Origin of the sequence: Pseudomonas shirazensis (assembly GCF_050496565.1) — a bacterium.
Lineage (GTDB): Bacteria > Pseudomonadota > Gammaproteobacteria > Pseudomonadales > Pseudomonadaceae > Aquipseudomonas > Aquipseudomonas shirazensis_A.
In genome coordinates this window covers 99,819-121,217 of record NZ_JBNWAE010000007.1, presented here as the reverse complement: position 1 = coordinate 121,217, position 21,399 = coordinate 99,819, and the positions used below count along the sequence as shown (strand labels likewise).

The 21,399-nt window shown below is 55.5% G+C and carries 19 protein-coding genes; 8 read left to right on the top strand and 11 right to left on the bottom strand.

Annotation, left to right across the window (positions count from 1 at the left end; genetic code table 11):
• Positions 1-35: 35 nt before the first annotated feature.
• The 7 genes from ACQZ2L_RS12310 to ACQZ2L_RS12280 all read right to left on the bottom strand — a co-directional run bounded on the left by ACQZ2L_RS12310 (position 36) and on the right by ACQZ2L_RS12280 (position 7,473).
• The gene (locus ACQZ2L_RS12310) at positions 36-1,364 is read right to left on the bottom strand and encodes a DUF4055 domain-containing protein (RefSeq protein WP_430326260.1); all 1,329 of its coding nucleotides are present in this window, start codon (positions 1,362-1,364) and stop codon (positions 36-38) included.
• A gap of 35 nt (positions 1,365-1,399) precedes the next feature.
• Positions 1,400-2,917 (bottom strand): terminase large subunit domain-containing protein, encoded by a 1,518-nt coding sequence (locus tag ACQZ2L_RS12305; protein WP_430326259.1) that lies wholly within the window; start codon positions 2,915-2,917, stop codon positions 1,400-1,402.
• Entirely contained in the window at positions 2,914-3,351 is a 438-nt protein-coding gene (locus ACQZ2L_RS12300; protein WP_430326258.1) for a hypothetical protein, read from the bottom strand. Before ACQZ2L_RS12300 ends, ACQZ2L_RS12305 begins: the two co-directional genes overlap by 4 nt.
• A complete protein-coding gene (locus ACQZ2L_RS12295; protein WP_430326257.1) occupies positions 3,326-3,850 on the bottom strand; it encodes a hypothetical protein in 525 nt (174 codons plus the stop codon). The genes ACQZ2L_RS12300 and ACQZ2L_RS12295 overlap by 26 nt, the downstream gene beginning before the upstream one ends.
• 2 nt (positions 3,851-3,852) lie before the next feature.
• Positions 3,853-4,338 carry a hypothetical protein gene (locus ACQZ2L_RS12290; protein WP_430326256.1) on the bottom strand — a complete coding sequence of 162 codons (486 nt, stop codon included), beginning with the start codon at positions 4,336-4,338 and terminating at the stop codon, positions 3,853-3,855.
• Positions 4,339-4,360: 22 nt separating this feature from the next.
• Complete coding sequence (locus ACQZ2L_RS12285) at positions 4,361-5,119, bottom strand: hypothetical protein (protein WP_430326255.1); 759 nt, start codon at positions 5,117-5,119, stop codon at positions 4,361-4,363.
• 164 nt (positions 5,120-5,283) lie between these two features.
• Complete coding sequence (locus ACQZ2L_RS12280) at positions 5,284-7,473, bottom strand: replication protein RepA (RefSeq protein ID WP_430326254.1); 2,190 nt, start codon at positions 7,471-7,473, stop codon at positions 5,284-5,286.
• A 500-nt stretch (positions 7,474-7,973) separates the two neighbouring features.
• Here ACQZ2L_RS12280 and ACQZ2L_RS12275 point away from each other — a divergent pair, with 500 nt between their 5' ends.
• The 5 genes from ACQZ2L_RS12275 to ACQZ2L_RS12255 all read left to right on the top strand — a co-directional run bounded on the left by ACQZ2L_RS12275 (position 7,974) and on the right by ACQZ2L_RS12255 (position 12,741).
• A complete protein-coding gene (locus ACQZ2L_RS12275) occupies positions 7,974-9,248 on the top strand; it encodes a hypothetical protein (RefSeq protein WP_430326253.1) in 1,275 nt (424 codons plus the stop codon).
• A 96-nt stretch (positions 9,249-9,344) separates the two neighbouring features.
• Positions 9,345-9,953: a hypothetical protein gene (locus ACQZ2L_RS12270; protein WP_430326252.1), complete on the top strand. Its 609-nt coding sequence runs from the start codon at positions 9,345-9,347 to the stop codon at positions 9,951-9,953.
• A 150-nt stretch (positions 9,954-10,103) separates the two neighbouring features.
• Positions 10,104-10,436: a hypothetical protein gene (locus ACQZ2L_RS12265; protein ID WP_430326251.1), complete on the top strand. Its 333-nt coding sequence runs from the start codon at positions 10,104-10,106 to the stop codon at positions 10,434-10,436.
• 735 nt (positions 10,437-11,171) lie between these two features.
• Positions 11,172-11,702: a type IV toxin-antitoxin system AbiEi family antitoxin gene (gene abiEi, locus ACQZ2L_RS12260; RefSeq protein WP_430326250.1), complete on the top strand. Its 531-nt coding sequence runs from the start codon at positions 11,172-11,174 to the stop codon at positions 11,700-11,702.
• Positions 11,703-11,757: 55 nt separating this feature from the next.
• A complete protein-coding gene (locus tag ACQZ2L_RS12255; protein WP_430326249.1) occupies positions 11,758-12,741 on the top strand; it encodes a hypothetical protein in 984 nt (327 codons plus the stop codon).
• A 14-nt stretch (positions 12,742-12,755) separates the two neighbouring features.
• On the opposite strand, the gene ACQZ2L_RS12250 is transcribed toward ACQZ2L_RS12255, so the two are convergent.
• Together ACQZ2L_RS12250 and ACQZ2L_RS12245 are read right to left on the bottom strand one after the other, a co-directional pair.
• Entirely contained in the window at positions 12,756-13,343 is a 588-nt protein-coding gene (locus tag ACQZ2L_RS12250; RefSeq protein ID WP_430326248.1) for an HNH endonuclease signature motif containing protein, read from the bottom strand.
• 732 nt (positions 13,344-14,075) lie between these two features.
• Positions 14,076-15,167 carry a tyrosine-type recombinase/integrase gene (locus ACQZ2L_RS12245; protein WP_430326247.1) on the bottom strand — a complete coding sequence of 364 codons (1,092 nt, stop codon included), beginning with the start codon at positions 15,165-15,167 and terminating at the stop codon, positions 14,076-14,078.
• A gap of 142 nt (positions 15,168-15,309) precedes the next feature.
• Here ACQZ2L_RS12245 and dusA point away from each other — a divergent pair, with 142 nt between their 5' ends.
• From dusA to ACQZ2L_RS12230, 3 genes are all read left to right on the top strand, one after another.
• Complete coding sequence (gene dusA, locus ACQZ2L_RS12240; protein ID WP_430326246.1) at positions 15,310-16,290, top strand: tRNA dihydrouridine(20/20a) synthase DusA; 981 nt, start codon at positions 15,310-15,312, stop codon at positions 16,288-16,290.
• 244 nt (positions 16,291-16,534) lie between these two features.
• Positions 16,535-17,461 carry a transaldolase gene (gene tal / locus ACQZ2L_RS12235; protein WP_430326245.1) on the top strand — a complete coding sequence of 309 codons (927 nt, stop codon included), beginning with the start codon at positions 16,535-16,537 and terminating at the stop codon, positions 17,459-17,461.
• Between the two features lie 102 nt (positions 17,462-17,563).
• Positions 17,564-19,441, top strand: a complete 1,878-nt coding sequence (locus tag ACQZ2L_RS12230) for an alkaline phosphatase D family protein (protein ID WP_430326244.1) — start codon at positions 17,564-17,566, stop codon at positions 19,439-19,441.
• Between the two features lie 29 nt (positions 19,442-19,470).
• On the opposite strand, the gene rssC is transcribed toward ACQZ2L_RS12230, so the two are convergent.
• Positions 19,471-19,953 carry an anti-sigma factor antagonist RssC gene (rssC, locus tag ACQZ2L_RS12225; RefSeq protein ID WP_101321154.1) on the bottom strand — a complete coding sequence of 161 codons (483 nt, stop codon included), beginning with the start codon at positions 19,951-19,953 and terminating at the stop codon, positions 19,471-19,473.
• Entirely contained in the window at positions 19,950-21,134 is a 1,185-nt protein-coding gene (gene rssB / locus ACQZ2L_RS12220) for a two-component system response regulator RssB (protein WP_430326243.1), read from the bottom strand. The genes rssC and rssB overlap by 4 nt, the downstream gene beginning before the upstream one ends.
• Positions 21,135-21,399 lie beyond the last annotated feature (265 nt).

The following is a 21,399-nucleotide window of genomic DNA, read 5'->3' as shown; positions in this document are numbered from 1 at the left end:
TCATAGCGGTCGGTGGGTCATTTGACATCAAACCGTCAGGCAGCGGCGTACTCAGTCGCAAGCCTGTCAGCGTTGTCCTCGATGCTGAAGTCATTACCCATGATTCCACGACGCTTCAGTTCCCGGAGGTATTCGTACTGACTGAGATCGCCATTGGCACGGGCGGTGGCCAGCGCAGACAATTCTTGAGCATTCGCGTTGATGCCGAAGTCAGTGTTGATATCGACCTGGAACTCAGCGTTGGACACCCGTGAGAACCTGGCAAGCATGCCGAACACCATCTTCAGAGCCGAGGCAGTGCCCGTTGCCATCGACGCGATTTGGTTGTTGTTGTCACTGGCATTGAGTGACCGGCCAGTAGCTGTCTCAACCACACCAGTGTTTTGCAGCATTTCGTTGCCGTGGGAGGCCATCAGCACCTCCAGGTCTTGAAGGCTGTCCCTGCCGGCAGTGATCGCAGCGCCCGTGTGCTCAACAAACTTGAGATCTGCACCCTCGGCACTGCACATGATCGCGCTGTCCACGCCAATCTTCACAACAGTGCCTTCAGGAATGCCCTTACCGAACAAGATGGGTACACGCGCAACGTGCAGGATGTTGTCCTGGTCGCTCTGGGATTGCCAATGCTTGATATTCATGTGAGCCAGGTCTTTCAAGGGGGGCTCGCAGAACAGAGTGCCTCGGGTGTCAGCAGGGTTACTGTGAATCGGCACCACCGGAATCTCGCTCAGCCCGAAATCCCTCCAGGCCTCGATCTGTACAAAATCAGCACCATCAGATTCCTGCCAAATTGACCACAGAACCTTGCCATTCACTTTCCGAAACACGCGCACGCGGGCCACGGATTCCTCACCCCACTCACCATCCTCAACCGTGGCCTTTTCGGAGATCCGGATCTCACGAAGCTTGTCATCTTCGTCGAGCTTGTAGCCCAAGATGTCATCCCCAGAAAGCCAATAAGCGTAGGGCTGCCCGCCACCGATAGGCGCATCAACACAGAGGAAAGACGACCCATTCCAGAGCGCATCCTGGAACGCCATGGCCGCTAGGGCGCTGACCGATGTGCCCTTGCCGTCGATGTTGTTGCTGAACAGCTCTGCCAGTTCCGGATGCGACTCCGAAGTGACAGCCACGGGCCGGGAAAAAGGCTTTGCAGACAAACTCTTCACGACCCTGGCCATCCGGTTGTTTAGCGTCGTTCGGCATAGCCTGGCTTTGTAGGATTCTGGAGTTTCACCACCCATTCTGTGCAGGAATTCCTGACCGGCAGCTCGCATGGCGTCAGTGCCACCGCGCAGGGCGCGAATAGGACGTCTGTCTGAGTAGAACTTGGAGCAAATTTCGGACTTGTCTTGGACTTTCATACTGGTCTTTTCGACTCTTATTGTTGATGTTGCTGTTAACCCATGATGCCGTGGGAGACCGTGGTGACCGGGCGTTTCCAAGTCAGTCTGTACGCCAAAGCGTCCCAGGCATGGTCATCCGGCCCTTTGGCCACGGCGTCGAGTTGATCATCGTCACGCTGCAGAAATGGCAGGGTCTTGATCAGGTACTTGGCCCCTGGGAAGAAGTAGATATGAGGATGACCAGGATCTTGAGTTTTGGTGGCCTGTAGACGCCCGAACATCAGCTGTGCGCTGTTCACACGTGAGCCGGGAGACTTGTCGCTGTTCACAAAATCGATGCCCGCAGCTTTCATGTCTTTAGCCACTGTTGGAGCATTGCCTTTGTCTACGAGACTGCCGTTGAAAATCTGATTATCTGCAGGGCCGGGCGCGACCTTTTTGTGATTGCCCAGGTAGCCAGCCAGCAGCTTTTGCTCCTTTGCCTTTAGCCGAGCACCGATCTGGCTCGCTGACAGTCGGAGTCCAGCATCAGGGCGTGTTTGCTTGCCAGTGCGTGGATCGACTTCCGTCCCGTAATCCTCGCCAACCACAACCAGGCTGCCCTTCGGAGGGCAGAACTCGCGACCCCCTATGCGCACGGATTCTCCGTTAGCCTCAGCAACCCACAAGCAGCAAAATGGTGTGCTCTGCCCAAAGTCGAAGCACCGATCGACCTTCCAACTGGCAGGGATCTGGAACGCATCGAGCAGCAGGTTTTGAGACCAAACCGTGCCAAACATCGCACCTGTATCGACGGCTTCCCAGTCGCCTTCGAGCCACGCAGCTCTTTTTGCAGGGTCGGTGAGCTGGGCGAGGTAGTTTCGGATGTAGCCGTCGTCGATGTAATGATTTTGGAAGATCGTGCCGAACAGTGCAGTGCGCTGACGTGTGCCATCGGCGTTGTAAGTGATCTCGCCTGGTTTTCGGCCCTCGATGAAGCGCTCGTACACCCAGGTTCTGCCGGCGCCCCAAGGGTTTGTAGTGCTGCGGACTTGCAGGGGTGGCGGGAGCGGCTGTGCAGCTGTTGGCTGATAGGCAGTACGCAGGGTCGAGAGCATGGCCTCGTACACCTCGACCGTCTGCCATGTAGCCAGTTCGTCGAAGCCAATGAATGCATACTGGTGGCCGTGGAACTTGCCGTCATATTCCCTGACGTGCTTGATGTGATTAAAGATCAGGACTTCGCCCGTAGGGAACGTCCAGCTATGTTTCGTTTCGTTCCAGACAGCTCCAGGGAAGATGCGTGGAATCAGCATGCCGGCAGTCTTCACAAGGTCGGCAAGGTGCTTGAACTCTTTCCGGAGAATGATCCCGCGCCAATACGCCCCCCAACCCTTACCTACGTGTTGCAGAAACGCCATGATCAGCGCGTCACTTTTCCCGTTGCCCCGCGAGCCGTGAAACAGCACTTCCCGCGTGAGGTACTGAGGCTGGCCGAGCACAAGGAACATCGACTGCGACCCAGGCAAGGGCTTCCAAATGATGTTCTGCACAGCACGTGCAAGCGGACGGATCGCCTGGAAAGCACTCATGCCCTGAAGCCCGCTTCGCGGTTTGCGCACAAGCCGTTTTTGCTTACAAAGACCGCTTCGAGAACCACCATTTCGTAAAGCTCTCGGGGCTTCAGGGCTTTGGGGTCTGGGTCGTGTGCCTGGTGACCATCCCAGTACACTGCATGCAGGTTGTAGCCGTTGCGGGAGAGGATCGTCAGGATTGCGGGACGGTCTCGGATAACGTCGAGGCTGCAGGGGTTGCCGGTGGTTTGGAGGTGCTGGTAGAAATCCGGAAAGGTTGCGTAGACCGGGCTCAGGCCAAGGCTCAGCAAGGCGTTGCAGGTGTCCGCTGCGGTCGTGCCGAGCAGGTCTGCCTGAGGCCCAAAGCACTGCTGGGCTTGTTCGTAGGTGAGACCGAGTGCATTCGCCAGGCTGGCAATTCCGCAGTCAGTCGGTGTCCGTTGCGTGATCATTTGAGAGCTCTTTTGTTTTTGTTTTTGCGAGCTGTAGGGCGTCTTGTTGTTGCTGTGCGAGCACCTGGGCAATGTCCGCGTCGATCATGGTTGTGGGAATGAGTGCGATGCCTGTTCCTGTCTCACCTCCCTCCTGACGGATTACGATTTCACGGCGTGCCGGGGCTGCGAATTGATCAGGGAACATTCTCTGGAGGATATCGATGGCAACCCTCGGATCTTGCATTGCTCCTTTGAGCGCGGCGTCGGAAAGCCTTTGCCCGACCTTTGCGCGGGAGGCCTCGATCGTGTCCAGAAACTCCAGCAGGAGCTCGTCATCCGGACTGAGATTTTCGCGTCCAGGGTTGCCGTCAGCTATGTCCTGAGCCTGGGTTTTCCAGTAGTAAAATGTGGAGCGAGGCAGCCCAACACCACCGACCGCGACCTCGATTAATGGGGTCTTGGTGAGGGCTAAACCGAGGCGCTTGATGAGATCTCTGGTGAGTGATTTGGCAGCCATGTTCACTCCAGGAGCCGGATGCCAAATTTGGCGATCATCAAGGAATCAGAAATGCCATCTCGAACAGAGTAAGTGCCATCCTTGCGCTTACGCCCGTAGATCCCAGGTGCCTTGAAGATCTCGAATGCAACTTCGGCGGTCTGCTCTTTCGAGAGCCCGATAAGGTACTGGTAGCCTTTCCATTCATGGGATGTCGCGAACACCAATCTGGATGCATAGACCTCTGCCAGGGCCCGCACAACGCCATAGGAATCGCCGAAGCTAAACATCGACACGACGCCCTGGCCTGGGCGCGCACCGACTTTCTCGATGACTGCCAGGTCAATGGCATGGGATTCAAAGATCGCCTGAAGACCTTTCGGGCAAACCTTATCCTTGCCACTGACTTTCACCGTGGGCATGGAATAAGTTGCAATGAGGTTCAAGTTCTCGTCAATGACTGACAGACCTCCGGACTTGCCGGGGTCGATACCAAGGATTAAGCGCATGGCGGGACTGACTTTATTATTGTTATTGTACAGTCATTGTAACACTTCCCGATTGTTGTTTGTGCGCAAAGAAGCCTGGGCGCGTACTGATCTTCTCAGAAACCAACTGCTCTTTGAGAGATGGTAGATTTCGCCCCACGTTCTGGACAAGCCACTTATAACGCTCTGATTCGCGGAACGCAGACTCTTGGCCTTCGTAGCAATAGTCAAAGCCTTCTTTGCTAGCCCATTCCTCCATGGTCATAACGCTACCGTCAACACGGGGCCTGGCCCAAGGGCATTTGATATCTCTGTGCGAGAAGATGAAAACAATGTGTAGGCAGTTTTGTTTAGCGACATTGATGTACTTGCGCGCCGTTTCAAGATCTGCAATCACACCCTTACCTTCGTAGACGATGCGATCATTCAACGGATCAATCCAGTCAGGCTGATAATTGTGCTCGACATAGTACGGAATCTTGTACGCTGCTGGCTCGTAATCAAGACCTTTCATGCCACCGAAGTGTCCCATTCTGAATTCACTCCAGCTACGGTACGGACGCGGATAGCGAGGTAGGTCTGGAGTCTTGATGATTGACTCACCATCTTCAAACTTACGCTGGTAAGCTTGGCGATTGTAGTCATTCCAGGGAAAGGCCTGTTCGACTTGATAACACGCATCAGCGCAGAGCTTGAGTAATTCGTTGTCCACGCTGAGATAGCCATGGGGCTTTTGGAAATGCTTGGTGTATGACTCTGACTTGAAGATGTCAGCAACCTTCTGGGGGTCTAATCCGATCACAGTGCACTCTCTTATTCTTATTATGTGCTGCTTATGATCTTATTATCGTAAATGAGCAAAACCTCGCGCAACACCTAATCGCGTTTTTTATTCAATTATCTTAATTATTTCTAGCGTCGTACAAACTTGCGGAGAATGGGGCATCCTTGCCCCCCGGCAATCCCTTAAAGCCCAGTGTACCCTTGCATCTGCTCAAGCGACTTCGAATCGATCACATAGTAGTAGCCAGACTTACCGCCATCCTTCCGCTTTGTTTTCAAACCATGCATTGACATGATTTCGGAGATTGCGCCTTGTTTACTGCGATCGCTCACGCTGCCGGTGTTCTTGGGCATTTTGAATCCACCCAGGATTGCTTCATGCCGCACCTGGTTGATTCGATCGTACAGAGCGACTGAGTCAGCTGGAGTCCAGTTGTCACTGAGAAGGCCATTGTGCAGCTCCTGAACGAGCGCTTCGAAGGTGGTTGATGGCTCGACGAAGAGCTTGCGGTAGTTGTCGAGTTTCACCTGACCAATGCCTTCGCCCCAAAATTGAGCATCTTGGAAGCTGAGCTCTTTGCGTTTCAGGCCTGCCTGAGCTTCGAATCGAATGGCTGCATAGTGCTCAGCCTCGTTGCTGGAGCCGAGCTTTTTGGTGCGTTTTGCCTGAGCCTCGGTTGCCGCAGTGGCGTTCATCAGGGTCAGCGCGGTGTCTTTCTTCACTGCTCTGCGACCGGCGCTGTTTGCTTTGAAGCCTTCGATGCCAAGGTCATTGTCGTTCGGGATCATCTCCAGGCAGAACCCCTGACGCTTCAGCTCGTAAGGCAGGGTCAGCTGGATATTGTCGCGGAGCCAGCCAGTGCGAGTCATATGATCCTTGCGGGCATCGTCGAACGCAGATTTGGCAGAGGCGTCGAACTCGACTTGGGCGATCTCTTCCCGCTTGTTTTGAGGGTTGCGGAGGCCAATCATGAACTCCTTGGCAGTGCGGTCACGGCGCATCATCTGAATTGCTGAGCGCGGGGTGACAGAGCCCTCAAACAAGCCGTAATGCGCCTGGAAGTGGCCGCTGGTGATGCTTAGCGCTGAGGTGATGGCCGGTGAGTAGATTACTACCTGATGCTCGGTGGTGTTGGGGTTCGCGATGAAGGCTGCCTGGGCTGGCCAACCTGCGGATTTGCTGGTGATGACTAATGGGGCGATGCCAGCCTTTTCCAGGACTTTACCCATGGCCTCGGCGTCCCTGGCGATGTCGATGGCGATCAGGGTGTTCTGGCCTGCCTGGGCTGCAGATATGGCCATTGCTCGCACTTGATCCAGGGCACCGACCTTGCAGCTGACATCGGTGTGAGCCTGATCGATTTCGAAGCAGTTGATGAACTCTTTGCCCTTTCTGATCAGAGCCAGGCATTCGTCGTTGATGTCGGCGTCCGCGAAGACAACTGATTTTGCGTTGTGTACGACATCCTTCAGGGTGTTCCAGACGACTTCACGCTGCTGCACAGAGCCTTCAAAAACATGGTCGAGCACCTGTGCCGCTTCATCAATAACCACCAAATCGACATCTTTGATGAAGTCGTCAAATTTCGCGCTGATGAGTGAGTTGACAACCACCTTGAGTCCACGGGTTTTCTGCATCTGGCCTGGCTGTACGTCTTCGTAGTCAACGAGACCGGGGATGTCGATGCTTTTGATGATTGAGCGGCGATGGGAGATCACCAACACCTTTTTGCCAGCTGCCAGGAAGTCTTGGATGCAGGGGTTGATGACGAGGGAGCTTTTGCCCCACCCAGTCGGACACTTGATCATGGCGCGGCGGTTCGTGCGCAGCAGAACAGTTCTTAGCCAGTCCGCAGACGCTGGTTTGTGGATCACTGGGAAGTCGTGACGATCGCTGCGTGATTCAAAAAATGCCTGCACTCGCAGAGTTTTTGCGGCGATTGCCTGAGCGCATTCCTCCTGGGGCTTACCTGACGCATCAGCAAGTCGCTTCGATGCCAAGGCATAGTCACCGGCAATATGGATGTCTTTAGCAAGCTCGTATGCGGCTTTGCCGAAGGCGCTTTCGCTCAATTCACTTTTCAAAGCCAGCAGCGCGACGTCTGAACGATTGAGCTGGTAAATGTTATCCGTGAGTTTGCCGATTTTTTGATCGTAGAGACCAGACGCAGTCTTGTAAGCTGCTTCGATTGCCTGGCTAGCAGAGCTGGAGATGTTCACAAGTCTCTTGAGAGATGGGTACTCACTTTTGATGTAAGCGGCGGACTCGGTCAAGTCATCAACAGCAACGGTGCGAAACCCGTCAATCAGGAGATTGGTTCCGATGATTACTGAATTGCCGTTGCCTGCGATATTTTGTTCGACCTGGTGCATTTTCGTACTCTCTTATTGTTGTTGTGCTCTGTGCACATTTGAATTATCGAACATGAGCAAAACCCCGCGCAACACCTTTTCGGTTGACAGGTGAACAATTGGAGGTATGTAAGTTGAACTCGGTTGAACCAGGTTGACGAGCGATGATTTCAGGTGATTGAGGGTGACCAAGATTGATCTTCAGGGGCCTGCCTTGAGGGAAGTTGAGATTTCAGTTTTTCTTAACCAAGACACTTGCACTCCTTGCCCTACCGGGGTTGTATATCTCTATGCCGGGTGTTCGTCCACCCTCAACGGTACCTCTTCTATTATAAAAAGGTATAGGGGGTTGAGGGTGGTGGGTAAGGCAGTTTCTTTTTGGTTAAGAGAAACGAAAGACCGTTACCTTTGTATACCCGAACATTCAAAAATGCCAAGCGAAAAAGGTGTTGCTTCGGCTTTTGCTCATATTCAACACTATAAATGTGCACAGAGCACAACAACAAAAAGAGAGCATCATCATGAAATTCGGCATTCAATACTCTGCAGCCACTCGCCATATTAAAAATTGCCAGACCGCGAGCTTCAGAGAGTTCTACGATAACGTCCTGCAAGCCGAGAGCGTTGTCGAAGAGAAAAACGGTCGTACATTCACCCCGGCGATCTTCAGAGCCCCTGAGCGAACCATTGAAAACGCAATGGAGCTATCGATGATCGTGCTCGATATCGATCAGAAGCCAGGCGACGACACTATCACCCTCGAAGAGATGGAAGATGCGCTTATTGATATGAACTTCGAGCACTGCATTTATACATCACACAGCAACACTGCCGAGTGCCCGCGTTTTAGGGTCGTAATGCCATTAGACACTCCGATTCAACCAGAGGCTTTGCCCGCAGTAGCAGCTGCTGTTATCGAATGCCTAGACGGATTCTTCGATGGCCGCCTGATCAGGGTTCTCGATCGCTGCTGGCAGGAAGTCTCTCGCTGCTACTTCACATTCATGTCACACCCAGACCGGAAAAGCGCGGCCATGAGCTTTTATAATCCCGGCAGGCCCCTGTGCGCCCTCGACCTCAAGCTAGCCCAGTCCAGCTATGGCCTCGACGTCGAATCCTCTACCCCTGGCAAGCCCCGCACCCCCGGCACAGCTGTAGGCGCAGCAGGCCGCAGTTTCGAGCTCAACCGCATCCTCGGTGGCATGTTCGGGTCGGCAAACGAAGAGCAAATCGTCCAAAAAATCTTAGAGGTCGACCAGGAGCAGAACCCAGGCAGCGAATACTTCCGAGACCAGTCTTACGCTCGCCACAAGCCCCGCGCAGGAGAGAGCCAAAACGCCGCAGCTCTCCGCGCCTGCCGCAGCTGGGTCAAATCCCACCTGAACTGGCTACGCCGCAAAGCCCGTGGCATCGACACAACGATCGTCAACCGCAAAGCCCAAAGCAAAGATCCGATGCCGAACCATGAAGCCATGATCCGCTTGAAAGACTTTAAGCCCGGCAAAACAAAGGCAGGCGGCGAAACAGCCTTGGCCGAATTCGAAATCGTGTCTGGCGAGCACGCAGGCCGTCACGTCTGGCACCGCTTTTACGGCACCGGCAACCACCCTACTGCTATCAAAATCAGCACTGAGATGCTCGAAAAACTCGAGACCGCCGCCAGCCTCCCAAGCGCCCAATTCAGCGACGTTTTGAAAGCAAAGGACGTGATCGTCCACGCCCGGATCAAGCTCAAGCCAGGGACTGGTGGCTTCCCTGATCAAAACGAGATCGGCACCTTTTTCACCCAGCAATGACCGTCTACTCCCAGGGCCCCGCGAGGGGCTTTTCTCATTTTGATGATGTATCTTGGCCATCACACATTTCATAACAGTGATCAGGATACAAGCGTCATGCGATCAAAATGGACTTACGCTGCCCTCGCTATCGCTCTACTCACAGGCTGCGCCACCAAGCCGGCATACGTACCCAAGACTGATGAGCAGATAGCCCAGGAGGCGGTAGACAAAACCGTCAGCGACATGAGGGCCAGTGGAGCCTCGCAAGAGGAAATCGACCGAACTATCGCATACTCAAAGCTATCGTATGAAGACCAGCTAAAGGACAGCATCAAGCCCAGTACTGTCTCAAATCCTGCGGAAAACCTGGTTGAGATGATCAACCAAAGCCTTTTCCATTGCGACCTGCAGCGCAGCAGCCTTAAAATCAGGATCACGGAAGATTACACAAGAAAGACCGAAAGAAAGCTCTCGCAATGTGCCGCATCTACGAACCGTATTGTAAGCAGCTACTACTACAAAGAATATGTTTCCTACGAGTCATCCGAGGCAGTGAAATCAGCATCTGATGAGGCATACCTCAAGTGGGGCAGCTATGTGAACAGCGTGCTGCAGGGTTCCCCCCCCTATCTTCAGGAGCAGGCTTCACTATCCCTCAAAGACCAGGTCAGCAAATTTCGGCAGGTCTATCTTCGAGAGATAATCAGCAAGCGAAAAAAATAACCATCGAAGCCCCTAACGCCAGGGGCTTTTTTACGCCCGCACGATTTGACACCGAACTACTTTAAGTTATACAGCAGATCACACTATTGCTTTCAAAAAAGCGCATTGAGATAATGATAGGACAAAACAATAAGAAAGCGGAGCAACATCATGTTTGATACAGTCGAAGTCACAAGCAAGGAAATTGAACAACTGCGTATCGGCAAGCTGCCAGTGACCACTGCCAACCTCATTTATAAAGCCGCAATTCAGCTACCTGACGAGCTGGGGGAATATTTCCTCAACGACTCATTCAATATCCTTTTCAAAAAAGATGCGAAAGGGAACCCCTGCCCCAGCGCAGTATATAGGTATGAGCTCATATCCAGGAAGATGGGATGCCCCAGGTACTTCGAGATTTCGATTTACAACCAGGCAGGGAACGTCGGCCTACACCACGTACTAATCAATAAATCTGGCCTGGACATATTAGCCGGAGCTTAATAGCATTTCCTTTGCGCGCAAACTCACCAATCTTTGCACTCAAAACAAAAGCCACCCCAACAGCTTTTGGTTATTTATATTACCGCTCCACATTTAGCATTTCGGCAGTGGTAATATAAAGGTGTAGGCAGTTCCTCTCTCTTACTGCCTGCATTCATCGTTGTTGTGTGCTGCACCCAAGCCCTGGCCGGGCCTCTCTCTCTCGGCTAGGGTTTTTTCATGTTGCCAATTTGTCAATTTCGTTACCGTTCGTCGGGTGGATTCTGCGAGAAAGTTAGGGCAGTGTCAGACAACTTCCGGAATTGCTGGGCTTGCGGGGATTTGGTTGTACGAGATTAGGTGCATTTAACCGAGCTGGTTAATTTCAGGAGGAGATATTGAATGGCCATAGCCTTGTACTTGTCGGTTGACGACACAACAGCATGAGAACAATGTAATGAGCGTATATCAAGACCTGCCCAGCGACCTGATCGACCAATATGAGGCTGCTGAGATTATTGGAGTTACAGTCAACACTCTTAAGACATGGCGTTCCAGGAATCCAGAGCTGGGTTACTTCCAGGGGTTCGGGCGGGAGATCAGGTACTCGCGGGAGGAGTGCAGGATGTATCGGCACAATCGCTACAAGCGCGTCGTTCCAAATCCTGAAGCCGGCTGAGCCCACCGCTGCTTCTTGGCTCGACATTTGATTATCAAAAATGATAATTTTATGTTGAGTCGTGGGGAGAGTCATAGATGAATCGAAAGCTGCTGATGGAATCATGCAAAACGTTGGCAGCTGCCGGAGTGTGGTGCATCCCGGAATCGACTCTAAGCGCATGCGCTGGTTACCCCGACAAGTCCTACTTGCGGGTTGCTCTCGCCAGGCATGTAAAAGCAGGGATTATCGAGCGCCTGGGGCCGAAGCTTTACTCCAACCCATTTCTCAGGGCGCCATCTTCGGCACTGTTTCGCTTAACCAATTTTCTTAGGCCAGCTGACAGCTTTTATCTGAGCTGTGAATCCATCCTCAGCGAGCACGGATGGATTAGCCAGTTACCGTTCTGCCTGACCTTCGTAACATCAGGTCGCTCGTATCGCTACAGCACACCACTGGGCGACATCGACTTCGTTCACACCAATGAGGATTCAGAGTCGTGGCACGGCCATATCACTCGGAATCACGACAGACAGATTTGGGAGGCCACGCCCGAAAAGGCATTAGCCGACCTGCATCGCTACAAGCGCAACCTTGATCTCGTCTTGCCCGAATCCGAGCGCCCTTGATGGTCATCGGCACGCGCATGCAATATTATCCCCGATATTTGCGCGGGGCTCGATCATGCCGAAACCTTCCAACCTGGAGCTGAAGAGAAATCAGCTTGCACGACTCAAAGCCAATCTCGACGAGCACGGCTTTCGCTTGGCCGAGCCGTTGGCAGTAGAAGACCCGCACACAGCCATTTTGCGCGCAAACGCGCTGTCTCAGCGCCTGAGCTTGGGCATGCTGATTTCAAAGGGCGGTGAGACGAAAGCAACTCTCTCAAAGCAGCTTGCGCAGCTTCCCGCAGTGCACGACGTGTTCGCGTTTCAGAAAGCCCCGGAAGTCCATCTGCGCGTTGGAAAGATTGCGAAGTCGGACGAACAAGCCTACGTCGAAATGGTTGCTGAATTCACTCGCGAGCTTGAGGAGCTGAATGCCCTTGAGGCCGAGCAGGGAGATGAGATTTCAACACCTGAGTCGATATCCCAGAGGATCGAGTCAGCGCCAAAGATTGGCAGGCCATCAAAAACCCCTCTCGAAAATCTAGATCGGGGCTTGGCAGAAAACTACGGCATCGCCCGCCTAGCTTTAGCGAAAGCCATGATCAATGAAGAATCGCCGAAAACCATGGGGCGCCCAGCCCGCACAGTAGTCCAGGTAGAGGCCGACTACGACCAGCGCAAGCAAGATCTAGACACCTCGATCACTGACCTAGAGTCCAAGCTCAAGGGTGCGGAAATCCATGACCGGGCCAGCAAGATATACAGAGACGCTCTGGCTCAATTCAAACGGCTTGTGAAGGAGCTGGGAGGCGTAGACCAGATCGAAGCCAGGTCAGAAGTCACGCGCCTGGAAGACCACCTGAAATTCCTAAAGGCTGATCGGAAGCGCTACGTCGAACTCGGCGAGCCAGATCTCCCGCTTGAGCACCACAACTCCCCGCGCCACCACTTGCTGGAAGCAAAATCTGAGTTAGCAGCTGTCCGCGACATATACGACCAACTCACGCTCCCTCGCGAGATAAAGCGCTTGAAAGACGTTGAAGCCAAGAAAGCCAAGTAGCCCCGAGTGCTTTCTCAGGCGCTCGGACTAGAGTCAGGCTTATTGGCCCGTGAGATCGCGACATGCGGGAAGGGCTCCCCTTCAATCAGTTGAGGGCCAGGGTCAATCACAAACTCCCCGTGAACATAAGCAACACTCAACGTTTCACGAAGCCCCTGGTCGATCAACAGCACCCATTCACGCTTGCCAAATCTGATGGCGCGCTTGAGCTTATTGATGCCGTAGACGATTTCGTATCCGAGCTCAGTGAGAAAGCCCACAACGTCCTCATCGCCGAACTTGGCATGCTTCCTGGCGTTAGCCGCTTTTGTGATCACTCGCAGATTCCATGGCACATGCAGTCCGCAGACCCGCTTTCCCCGGATCGGAATGATGTGATCAACCTCATGCTTCACGCCCGTTTCGGCTGTGAGTCGTCTGGACTCTGCGTACACCGCCTTTACAGCCTTCAGATCAACCCAGGAGGGCGTGGCGCACTGTAGGGCCGACTTGCGCTGCTCAGCATTCCATTTCAAAACGTCCTGGCGCCGCTCCACCCTCATTTGAGCGTTGGCATCACCAGCCGCTGCCAGAAGCACATCATCTAGCTCGAACTGCCTCATACCATCGCCTCCATGCAGAACCAGGCGATATGCAACCACCCGCCCAGCACGAATGCAATCACGGCTTTGTTCCCAAAAACCCCGCCGAGCAGCTCCTGGCGGGGTTGAGGGCGTTCAGGGGCTGCTAGAACCAGATTGAGCAGATGTACAAGATGACAACGAAGATAAAGAAGCGACGAGCCCATTTTTGCAGCGTTTCCATACCCGACACCCCACATTAGATATTATGGCATTTATTGAATCATGGATCGCAGCTGCACGCAAGCACAGGTCTGGCCTAGCTCCGAGACGCCCAGAGGGATCACCAAGTTAGTATACCGAGTGTACTTTCACTTAATTGCCAATTTGTCAATTAACCTGCGCGGTTAAATTGCGAATATCAGACGAACGGTATTGCCAGCCACTCGATTTACCAACATATTGATTGGGAAGCGGGCAGCAAGGTGTCGCCCGGATTGAGCATCGGAAAGAGAGATGAACGCGTGCGTGAAGGTCGAAGAATTTGAGCTAGCTATTGATGGTGCTGCTGCAGAGCGGGAGCGCGCAAGGCTTGCGGAGTCACTGGGCTATTTGACAGAGACTCAAGTGGCGATGCTAGCCGGCGTAAAGAAGTCGACCCTGGAGTCTTGGCGGAAGCGCTCCAAGGGGCCCGACTCAATACTCTTCGGAAACGAACCCCTTTACTCGAAGGCAGACGTCAAAGGCTATTTCGACAGTCTCGCTCAATCCAAATCAGACCGTAGTCACATCCGAGCCGCTTTGTGAACGATCCTCGCTTGCACGGCGAAGAGCTTTCCTCCGCTCCTGGAGGTGGACTGACTCGGGATTGATGTGCGTATACCGACGCAAAGTCTTCCAGTCCTTGTGCCCGGTGAAGAGTGCTACTGATTCGATATCAAGCTCGCGGGCAAACAGATCTGTCGTCGCTGTATGCCTGAGGTCATGAAAACGCAAATCCTCAATGCCAAGGGCCTGGCAAGCCCTGGTAAACGAAGCACTCACTGAGCGATGGTTGTACGGAAAGAGTTGACCTCGCCTCCGGCTTCCCATGGCTTTGAGAATCGGCTCAACAAAGTCATCAAGAATTGGAACAACGCTGTGATTACCCTTTTTGTCAGTAGGGTGCTTTCTATCTCTTACCACCATCACGCGACGTTCCAGGTCGACATCCTCAATGCTCAGCGCACAGATTTCTTCTTGACGCAGCGAAGTCAGGGTTGCGAACTCCATTACAGCAATCATATCAATCTGAGCGCGTTGCATTTTCCTGTAGTGCCCTGCCAGCTTCTCGATCTCCTCTGGAGAAGCAACTCTCGTTCTCTCTGTCGATCGAACCCTCAATCCCCTCTGCTTCAGTGACCTTTTAACATCAACAGTGATATCAGGATTGACGTTCAGCTTGCGGACATATCGAGCCCAGCCCAACACAGTTCTCAGGTAAGCAAGGTCGATGCTGATTGTCACTCCACCAGCCCCTTCCTTTACTCGCCTGTCGACAAAATCGCGAACGATGGCCTCCGACATGGATCTCAGCTTCACGTGACCCAGCTTGCGCTTGAACGACTTAAGAACTGCAGCCTTGTTCTTGCCGAACGGCTTTACCCCCCCAACATCTTCTTCGTACCGAACAATCAGATCCTCCAAATTGGCGTCCTTGGGCGGATCGATGTACTCGCCAGTGCTGGAGAGCTTGAGCTGTTGCTCGATCTCTTTCGACCACTTCCTAGCGTTTTTTTCGAGATCAAAGGTCTGCGCCCTGTAGAATCCTCCGATCCTCACTTGGGCCCGGATCTTTCCAGACGGAAGCTTCGTGAACGTAGCCATGCGCGTGTGCACCCTGTGTGCAATTCGGTAGGCACATATTATAGACACTATTAACACCCATTAGTCACTCCATGTGCACTCCGTGTGCACTTAGGGCTCGAATCCGCGTAAAATGGGTGCATCACGCTAGAAAAAATTACTTATGAATCAACAAGTTATATCACGCCGGTTCAGCGTTGCACCCATGATGGACTGGACCGACCGCCACTGCCGGTACTTCCTGCGCCTGCTCTCCCAGCACACCCTGCTCTACACCGAAATGGTCACCACCGGCGCCTTGCTACACAACGACGCCGACCGTTTCCTGCATCATGACGTCTCCGAGCACCCGCTCGCCCTGCAACTCGGCGGCAGCAACCCGACTGACCTGGCCGCCTGCGCAAAACTCGCGCAGGCAGCAGGCTACGACGAGGTCAACCTCAACGTCGGCTGCCCAAGCGACCGGGTGCAGAACAACATGATCGGCGCCTGCCTGATGGCCCATCCGGCGTTGGTCGCCGACTGCGTCAAGGCAATGCGCGATGCGGTTTCGACGCCGATCACGGTCAAGCACCGGATCGGTATCAACGGCCGTGACAGCTACGCCGAACTGTGCGACTTCGTTGGTCAGGTGCGTGACGCCGGCTGCCGCAGCTTCACCGTGCATGCGCGAATCGCGATCCTCGAGGGCCTCTCGCCCAAGGAAAACCGCGATATTCCGCCGCTGCGCTATGACGTTGCGGCGCAGTTGAAGGCCGACTTCCCGGACCTGGAGATCATTCTCAACGGCGGCATCAAGACGCTGGATGAATGCCGCACTCATCTGCAGACCTTCGACGGTGTGATGCTGGGCCGTGAGGCCTATCACAACCCGTACCTGCTGGCCGAGGTCGACCAACAGTTGTTCGGCAGCGCCACGCCGGTGGTCACCCGCAGTGAGGCAATGGCGCGGCTGCGGCCGTACATCGTCGCGCACATCGAAAGCGGCGGCGCGATGCATCACATCACTCGGCATATCCTCGGCCTCGGCCAGGGCTTCCCGGGGGCGCGGCGGTTCCGTCAGTTGCTGTCGGCAGACATCCACAAGACCGACCAGCCGCTGGCGGTGCTGGATCAGGCGGCCGAGCTGCTGCAGGGCCGTTGAGCCGGCATGCGGGAATGGATGGAACCCTGAGCACGGCTAAGACTCGAACGTGCACACTTCATTCAGCGTTGGGGCTGCGGTTCGCCGTTGGCCCCAGCGCTAACCCGCCGCCCCTCGCGTCTAGCCCTGCCTGATCAAGGTTTCGCGCTATTTCACGAGGGGCATGCTCGGCCTGCCCTGACGCCCCTTGAGCGCTGCTCCGGGCTCGGGTAATGTCGAGCCACCGCACAGGACAGAGCACGCCATGACTTCCAAGCTGGAACAACTCAAGCAGTTCACCACCGTGGTCGCCGACACTGGCGATCTGGATGCCATCACCCGGCTGCAGCCGGAAGATGCCACCACCAACCCATCGCTGTTGCTCAAGGCGGCCGGCATCGCTGGCTATGCCGACTTGCTCAAGCAGGTGAAGGCGGATGCCCAAGGCGATGTCGGCCTTGCCTGTGACAAGTTCTCGGTGGCGGTAGGTAGCGGGATCCTCAAGGTCATCCCGGGGCGGATTTCGACCGAGGTCGATGCGCGCTTGTCGTTTGACGAAGAAGCGCTGCTGGCCAAGGCCCGCCAACTGATTGCCCTGTACGACGCTGCCGGTGTTGGCCGTGATCGGGTGCTGATCAAGCTGGCGTCGACCTGGGAAGGTATCCGCGCTGCCGAGAAGCTGGAGCAGGAAGGCATCCAAACCAACCTGACCCTGCTGTTCTCCTTCGCTCAGGCGCAAGCCTGCGCCGACGCTGGGGTGTTCCTGATTTCGCCGTTCGTTGGCCGTATCTACGACTGGTACAAGAAAAGCACCGGCAAAGAATATGTCGGCGCTGATGATCCGGGTGTGCAGTCGGTAACACGCATCTACGACTACTACAAAACCAACGGCTACAAGACTGTGGTGATGGGCGCGAGCTTCCGCAATATCGGCCAGATCGAGCATCTGGCCGGCTGCGACCGGCTGACCATCAGCCCCGAGCTGCTGCAGCAGTTGAGCGAAGACCACGGCGAGCTGCCGCGCATCCTCAAGCCTGGCAATACCGGTGAAGCCAAGCAGCAGCTGAGCGAAAGTCAGTTCCGCTGGGCGATGAACGAAGACGCCATGGCCACCGAGAAACTGGCCGAGGGTATTCGCCAGTTCGCGCGTGATCAGGAGAAGCTGGAAGCGTTAATGGCCGACAAGGCTTGATACAAATCTGCGCGTAAGCAACAGGCGGGAAATGCCGAGCATTTTCCGCCGTTTTTTTGCCTGTGAGATAATCCCCGGCTTGACCGAGCTGTTGAGTTGTCGATGACCCGCTCCCCCGAATTGCTACCCCTCGTCCTGGCTGGCCCGGTACTGCGCCGCCTGGAGCCTCAGCGCCTGGCGATCTGGCTGGTTGGATCGCAACCGCTGCAGCTGGACTTCGTCCTTGAACACACCGGTGTCACTGCTCAGATTAATTGCCAGACCGTGCCCATCGGCAGGTCGGCCTTTATCCACCTGCTGGACATCCATTTCGACACAGCGCTGCCGTTTGACGTGGCCCTGGAATACGACTTGCTGCTCGATTCGGGCGAAGGCATTGCCAGCTGGGCGCCGCACCTGCTCTGCCCCGGTGCCAGCCGACCGAGCTTGGTGCTGCGTGAGCGCATCGACCAACTGCTGCATGGCTCCTGCCGCAAGCCTCATCACCCGGCGGCCGATGGCCTGCTCTGCGCCGACCGCTTGCTGCTAGCCAGCCCCAGCCCGGAACAGCGGCCTGCGGTGCTGATGATGACCGGCGACCAGGTTTACGCCGACGATGTCGCCGGGCCGATGCTGCGTGCGATTCACAGTTTGATCGAGCGTTTAGGGCTGTTCGAGGAAAGCCTTGAAGGAGCGCTGGTCGATAACAGTGCAGAGCTCTACGCCCACCCTGCCTGTTACTACCACCGCGCCGATCTGCTGCCCGCACAGGAAGGTAACGAGACCCTGCGTGAGCGCTTCTTTGGCGGCAAGCGCAAGCCGATCTTCTCCTCGAGCAACGCTGACAACCATCTGGTGACCTTCGCGGAGGTGATGGCGATGTATCTGCTGGTGTGGTCGCCGACGCCGTGGGGCCTGGTGCAGATGGACATGCCGGCGGGGCTGACCGACAAACGCCAAGCGCGCTATCAGGAGGAGCTGCCGCTGATCGAGGGCTTTGCCGCAGGGCTCGGTGGGGTCGCTCGGGTCATGGCGCACCTGCCCTGCCTGATGATCTTCGATGACCACGACATCACCGATGACTGGAACCTCTCGGCGCAGTGGGAAGAGACCGCGTATGGCCATCCGTTCTCGCGGCGGATCATCGGCAATGCCCTGCTCGGTTACCTGCTCTGCCAGGGCTGGGGCAACGACCCGGACAGTTGCACGCCGCTGCTGGAGCAGTACTGCAACCTGGCCGAGCAACATCTGGCCAAGCAAGCGCAGGATGCACTGATTGGCGAGTTGCTGCGCTTTCAAGGCTGGCAGTTCAGCCTGCCGACCACCCCGCCGCTGCTGGTGCTGGACACCCGCACCCGCCGCTGGCGTAGCGAGAACAGCCTGAGCAAGCCCTCCGGCCTGCTCGACTGGGAAGCGCTGTGCGAGCTGCAGCAGGCATTGCTTGACCACCCTTCGGCAATCATCGTGTCACCGGCGCCGATCTTCGGCGTCAAGCTGATTGAGGCGGTGCAGCGGGTGTTCAGCTGGCTGGGCTATCCGCTGCTGGTCGACGCTGAAAACTGGATGGCGCACCGCGGTGCGGCGCAGGTAATCCTGAATATCTTCCGCCACTCACGCACGCCAGGGCATTACGTGGTGCTGTCAGGCGACGTGCATTATTCGTTCGTCTATGAAGTGATGATCCGCCATCGCCAGCACAACCCACACCTGTGGCAGGTCACCAGCAGCGGCATCAAGAACCAGTTTCCGCAGCGTTTGCTGGATGTACTCGATCGGCTCAACCGCTGGCTGTATTCGCCGCGCTCGCCCCTGAACTGGTTTACCAAACGCCGTCTGATGGAGGTCGCACCACGCCTGCCGAGCCGCAGCAAAGCCGGCGAGCGGCTGTGGAACAGCGCAGGGTTAGGGCAGGTGTTTTTCACTGCTGACGGTAAACCTGAGCGCGTGTTCCAGCTGAACGCGGACGGTTCAGAAGCTAATGAGTTTTTGCGCGATCCATGAGGTGAGCCGCTACGGTGATCGGCGAAGGCTCAGGAGCGCTCGAGCGCGCTGACCAAGTCATGGAAGGCTTCACGGTTGGAGTCGTTCAGGCCCATGAGGATACGGTGAGCTTCAAGCACCTTGGAGCGCACAACCTCTTCGCTCTGGTCCTGCGACGGCAGGTCGGTCAGGCACTCTGGGCAAGGGATCGGCCGACCCACAATGTTGAACACCTGATCGAAGCCCATCGACTGCAGCAAGCGCGAGATATCCGGATTGGTGGTAACCACGGTCGGCAACAAGCCGACTTTCTGCCGGGACAGAATGGACAATTTGGCCAACAGCCCCAAGGTGGTGCTGTCGATGCTTTCGGTTTCGGTCAGATCGATGACGATGGCCGAGAAATTCAGCGCAGTGAAGATTTTCTCGATCGTCGCATCCAAAGCCGAACACAGGGTCAGGCGTACTTCACCGACAAACTTCAGTACGAAGGTACCGCTCTGCTCGGCGAACTGGATTCTACCGGTACTCATTGAAGGTTCCTGCTTAACACCAATAGGGCGATATCATCCGGCATCTCCCCAAGCGTAGCCAATCCGAAACGTTGGCGCAGCCCATCCAGGCTACCCCCTGCTGCTTTGACGATCTCCGGCAACGCAGCCTCTTTATCTTTGAGCGTGTTACCGGGCAAAAGGTCCAGAATACCGTCCGACATCAGGCTGAGGCTGAATTGCGCGGGCAACTCAACCACCAGATCCTGGTAGGTGGCTTCTTCGAACAGCCCCACCGGCAGGCCGCGGCCTTCGAGGTAGCGCGTGTGCTCCGGGGTATACAGCACCGGCATTGGCAAGTGGCCGCCGACGGCGTAGGTCAAAAGACCGGTATCTTCGTCGATGACGCCACCGACCATGGTCACATGCTTGCCCAGCTTGCAGTTGATCAGGCCACGGTTGATGTGGCTGAGCACTTCCGAAGGCTTGAAATCGCGCATCTTGCCGCCACGCTTGAATTCGAACATCAGGCGGGTGGTCATGAATTTCAGCAGTACGGTCACGAACGCCGATGAAGCCCCATGGCCGGATACATCGGCCAGGTAGAACGCGATACGCCGCTCATCCACACGGAAATAGTCGGCAAAGTCGCCCGACAGGTACAGCGACGGGATGATCTGGTGCTCGAAGGAGAACTCACCGGCTACCCACGGGCTCTCGGGCAGCATGTTCATCTGCACCTGGCGCCCTGCGGTCTGGTCTTCCTGCAGCAGGTGCAGGCTGGCCTCGAGCTCGCGATTGGCGGTTTCCAGTTTGTCACGATAGCGCTGGTTTTCGACCAGCAGGCGCGAACGGTCAAGCGCACGGTGCACCGAGTGCTCGAGCACTGCCAGGTCTTCGAGCGGCTTGATCAGGTAATCGTCAGCGCCCAGGCGCAGAGCCTCGACAGCGTCGCTCATGACACCGGCACCCGACACCACGATCACCGGCAACTGCGGGGCCAGTTCGCTGATCCGACGAATCAACTCAAGGCCGCCCATCTGCGGCATGCGCAGATCGCAGATCACGAGATCGGGCTGGTGTTGTTCGAAGACCTGAAGCCCCTGCTGGCCATTGCCGGCCTGAAGGACGCTAAAGCCGCTGTCTTCGAGATACGCGGCGAGGCTCGCACGGACCACGTCGTCGTCATCGATAATCAGCAGCGTTGCACTGGTTTTCTGCATGTGGGCGAACGGCGCCGGATTAGGTTTGCGTAGGATCGTCGCAATTGCGCCTATCACTACTGGAATACTGTTTGGCTGCTCTACCTATAGAGTTGTAGGACAAGAACCCTTGTCCGGCAACAGCAGAGGTGCCCTGTCAGGCGCAGACGGTACTCCCATCCGCCGGGGGTTTCAAGCATGCGCGAGTCGGCTTGATTACACAGCGTTGGGCAAATTGCTGGTAGTTATAAGAAATGTGTTTGAGGTAACCCGATGGATGGTCGCA

Bases quoted from the DNA above. Each gene is read 5' to 3' on its own strand.
- ACQZ2L_RS12310 (WP_430326260.1), bottom strand. From the start codon at position 1,364: ATGAAAGTCCAAGACAAGTCCGAAATTTGCTCCAAGTTCTACTCAGAC.
- ACQZ2L_RS12305 (WP_430326259.1), bottom strand. From the start codon at position 2,917: ATGAGTGCTTTCCAGGCGATCCGTCCGCTTGCACGTGCTGTGCAGAAC.
- ACQZ2L_RS12300 (WP_430326258.1), bottom strand. From the start codon at position 3,351: ATGATCACGCAACGGACACCGACTGACTGCGGAATTGCCAGCCTGGCG.
- ACQZ2L_RS12295 (WP_430326257.1), bottom strand. From the start codon at position 3,850: ATGGCTGCCAAATCACTCACCAGAGATCTCATCAAGCGCCTCGGTTTA.
- ACQZ2L_RS12290 (WP_430326256.1), bottom strand. From the start codon at position 4,338: ATGCGCTTAATCCTTGGTATCGACCCCGGCAAGTCCGGAGGTCTGTCA.
- ACQZ2L_RS12280 (WP_430326254.1), bottom strand. From the start codon at position 7,473: ATGCACCAGGTCGAACAAAATATCGCAGGCAACGGCAATTCAGTAATC.
- ACQZ2L_RS12275 (WP_430326253.1), top strand. From the start codon at position 7,974: ATGAAATTCGGCATTCAATACTCTGCAGCCACTCGCCATATTAAAAAT.
- ACQZ2L_RS12270 (WP_430326252.1), top strand. From the start codon at position 9,345: ATGCGATCAAAATGGACTTACGCTGCCCTCGCTATCGCTCTACTCACA.
- ACQZ2L_RS12265 (WP_430326251.1), top strand. From the start codon at position 10,104: ATGTTTGATACAGTCGAAGTCACAAGCAAGGAAATTGAACAACTGCGT.
- abiEi (WP_430326250.1), top strand. From the start codon at position 11,172: ATGAATCGAAAGCTGCTGATGGAATCATGCAAAACGTTGGCAGCTGCC.
- ACQZ2L_RS12255 (WP_430326249.1), top strand. From the start codon at position 11,758: ATGCCGAAACCTTCCAACCTGGAGCTGAAGAGAAATCAGCTTGCACGA.
- ACQZ2L_RS12250 (WP_430326248.1), bottom strand. From the start codon at position 13,343: ATGAGGCAGTTCGAGCTAGATGATGTGCTTCTGGCAGCGGCTGGTGAT.
- ACQZ2L_RS12245 (WP_430326247.1), bottom strand. From the start codon at position 15,167: ATGGCTACGTTCACGAAGCTTCCGTCTGGAAAGATCCGGGCCCAAGTG.
- dusA (WP_430326246.1), top strand. From the start codon at position 15,310: ATGAATCAACAAGTTATATCACGCCGGTTCAGCGTTGCACCCATGATG.
- tal (WP_430326245.1), top strand. From the start codon at position 16,535: ATGACTTCCAAGCTGGAACAACTCAAGCAGTTCACCACCGTGGTCGCC.
- ACQZ2L_RS12230 (WP_430326244.1), top strand. From the start codon at position 17,564: ATGACCCGCTCCCCCGAATTGCTACCCCTCGTCCTGGCTGGCCCGGTA.
- rssC (WP_101321154.1), bottom strand. From the start codon at position 19,953: ATGAGTACCGGTAGAATCCAGTTCGCCGAGCAGAGCGGTACCTTCGTA.
- rssB (WP_430326243.1), bottom strand. From the start codon at position 21,134: ATGCAGAAAACCAGTGCAACGCTGCTGATTATCGATGACGACGACGTG.